This is a genomic window from uncultured Dokdonia sp. (genome assembly GCF_947492815.1).
GTDB lineage: Bacteria > Bacteroidota > Bacteroidia > Flavobacteriales > Flavobacteriaceae > Dokdonia.
This window is the reverse complement of the sequence record NZ_CANLOB010000059.1, coordinates 1-3245: the sequence shown is the minus strand read 5'-3', so window position 1 is coordinate 3245 and position 3245 is coordinate 1. Positions and strand designations below refer to the sequence as shown.

The following is a 3245-nucleotide window of genomic DNA, read 5'->3' as shown; positions in this document are numbered from 1 at the left end:
TTAATTTCTTATTTATTGTGAGTTGAAATATATTAAAGACACACGATGAAGAGTTTGATCCTGGCTCAGGATGAACGCTAGCGGCAGGCTTAACACATGCAAGTCGAGGGGTAACATTGTAGCTTGCTACAGATGACGACCGGCGCACGGGTGCGTAACGCGTATACAATCTACCTTATACTGGGGGATAGCCTTTGGAAACGAAGATTAATACCCCATGGTATTATTAATTGGCATCGATTAATGATTAAAACTCCGGTGGTATAAGATGAGTATGCGTTCTATTAGCTAGATGGAGAGGTAACGGCTCCCCATGGCGACGATAGATAGGGGTCCTGAGAGGGAGATCCCCCACACTGGTACTGAGACACGGACCAGACTCCTACGGGAGGCAGCAGTGAGGAATATTGGACAATGGAGGCAACTCTGATCCAGCCATGCCGCGTGCAGGAAGACTGCCCTATGGGTTGTAAACTGCTTTTATATGGGAAGAATAAGATCTACGAGTAGATTGATGACGGTACCATAAGAATAAGCACCGGCTAACTCCGTGCCAGCAGCCGCGGTAATACGGAGGGTGCAAGCGTTATCCGGAATCATTGGGTTTAAAGGGTCCGTAGGCGGGCATATAAGTCAGTGGTGAAATGCTGTGGCTCAACCATAGCACTGCCATTGATACTGTATGTCTTGAATTATTGTGAAGTGGTTAGAATATGTAGTGTAGCGGTGAAATGCTTAGATATTACATAGAATACCGATTGCGAAGGCAGATCACTAACAATATATTGACGCTGATGGACGAAAGCGTAGGTAGCGAACAGGATTAGATACCCTGGTAGTCTACGCCGTAAACGATGGATACTAGTTGTTCGGTTTTCGGACTGAGTGACTAAGCGAAAGTGATAAGTATCCCACCTGGGGAGTACGTTCGCAAGAATGAAACTCAAAGGAATTGACGGGGGCCCGCACAAGCGGTGGAGCATGTGGTTTAATTCGATGATACGCGAGGAACCTTACCAGGGCTTAAATGTAGTATGACAGACTGAGAGATCGGTTTTTCTTCGGACATATTACAAGGTGCTGCATGGTTGTCGTCAGCTCGTGCCGTGAGGTGTCAGGTTAAGTCCTATAACGAGCGCAACCCCTGTTGTTAGTTGCCAGCACGTAATGGTGGGAACTCTAACAAGACTGCCGGTGCAAACCGCGAGGAAGGTGGGGATGACGTCAAATCATCACGGCCCTTACGTCCTGGGCCACACACGTGCTACAATGGTAGGTACAGAGAGCAGCCACGTCGCGAGGCGGAGCGAATCTATAAAACCTATCTCAGTTCGGATCGGAGTCTGCAACTCGACTCCGTGAAGCTGGAATCGCTAGTAATCGGATATCAGCCATGATCCGGTGAATACGTTCCCGGGCCTTGTACACACCGCCCGTCAAGCCATGGAAGCTGGGGGTACCTGAAGTCCGTCACCGTAAGGAGCGGCCTAGGGTAAAACTGGTAACTGGGGCTAAGTCGTAACAAGGTAGCCGTACCGGAAGGTGCGGCTGGAACACCTCCTTTCTAGAGCTTGTCCCTGATAATTCTATATTTATTATAGGATATTCACACAACCAACTTACTTGTTATAGATGAGAATATTTTGTTTGATATTTTCTTTTAGTTTTCAATAGCTGTCGATTTAATAATTAATGGTCTTAGGTATGAGGCTATGCGATAGGTGTTTTACATTTATTGATTACATACTGAAATACTAGGGTCTTTAATAGAGTCCCATAGCTCAGCTGGTTAGAGCGCTACACTGATAATGTAGAGGTCGGCAGTTCGAGTCTGCCTGGGACTACTTTATTTACGCTTTCGCGAAAGCGTGTAAAACTAAATCGCGATGTTCATTAAGTGCTATTTAGCATTTTGTTATTTATTGAAGGAAATTTTAGAAGTTGAGAATTGATTACTTCATTATTCGTAATTCTGAGTTCGACATTCGGGGTTTCAAAAATGGGGGATTAGCTCAGCTGGCTAGAGCGCCTGCCTTGCACGCAGGAGGTCATCGGTTCGACTCCGATATTCTCCACTAGGCGATGGCCTAGAGATAATTTATTTTATCTCTTTGCTTATTGCCGTGATAGATACGGTTAATATTAATTATCTGTTTTTTCACGAAGTTCATTGACATATTGGGAAATAAAAAAGAATACGAGAAGTCGTGTATACAGTCAGATGTATATACGCAAATATTGAATATAATATGAATAACTCATTATAATATAAAGGCTTTTGCATTTAATGCATAAGTCCTTAAAGAGCAAAAAGTACAATAAGCTAATTAAGGGCGTATGGGGAATGCCTAGGCTCTCAGAGGCGATGAAGGACGTGATAAGCTGCGAAAAGTTGCGGGGATCTGCACACAAGAATTGATCCGCAAATATCCGAATGGGGCAACCTGGCATATTGAAGATATGTTATCCGCAAGGAGGCGAACCCGGAGAACTGAAACATCTAAGTACCCGGAGGAGAAGAAAACAAAAGTGATTCCGATAGTAGCGGCGAGCGAACTCGGATTAGCCCAAACCAATGTTGTTACGGCAATATTGGGGTTGTAGGACTACGATATTCTGTGCTTTATGAACTAGAACGCTTTGGAAAGAGCGGCCATAGACGGTGATAGCCCGGTATAGGTAAAGACAGTTACAGATAGTAGTATCCTGAGTAGTGCGGGGCACGTGAAACCCTGTATGAATTTGGCGGGACCATCCGTTAAGGCTAAATACTCCTGAGAGACCGATAGTGAACCAGTACCGTGAGGGAAAGGTGAAAAGAACCCTGAATAAGGGAGTGAAATAGAACCTGAAACCATACGCTTACAAGCGGTCGGAGCGATAAGTGACGGCGTGCCTTTTGCATAATGAGCCTACGAGTTACTTTAACTAGCAAGGTTAAGGCCTTCAGGGCCGGATCCGTAGCGAAAGCGAGTCTGAATAGGGCGATTTAGTTAGTTTGAGTAGACGCGAAACCGTGTGATCTACCCTTGGGCAGGTTGAAGCTTTGTTAACCCAAAGTGGAGGACCGAACCCGTTGACGTTGAAAAGTCTTGGGATGACCTGAGGGTAGGGGTGAAAGGCCAATCAAACTCGGAAATAGCTCGTACTCCCCGAAATGCATTTAGGTGCAGCGTTGATTTATAGTTTTATAGAGGTAGAGCTACTGATTGGATGCGGGGGCTTCACCGCCTACCAATTCCTGA

General features: G+C 45.4%; 2 tRNA genes and 2 rRNA genes. All 4 read left to right on the top strand.

What is annotated here, in order from left to right:
- Positions 1–42: 42 nt before the first annotated feature.
- Positions 43–1564: ribosomal RNA gene (locus Q1A01_RS23445) — 16S ribosomal RNA — on the top strand.
- Between the two features lie 206 nt (positions 1565–1770).
- Positions 1771–1844 (top strand) — tRNA-Ile (locus Q1A01_RS23440).
- A 157-nt stretch (positions 1845–2001) separates the two neighbouring features.
- Positions 2002–2075 (top strand) — tRNA-Ala (locus Q1A01_RS23435).
- Positions 2076–2317: 242 nt separating this feature from the next.
- A 23S ribosomal RNA gene (locus tag Q1A01_RS23430) occupies positions 2318–3245 on the top strand; the annotation flags it as partial.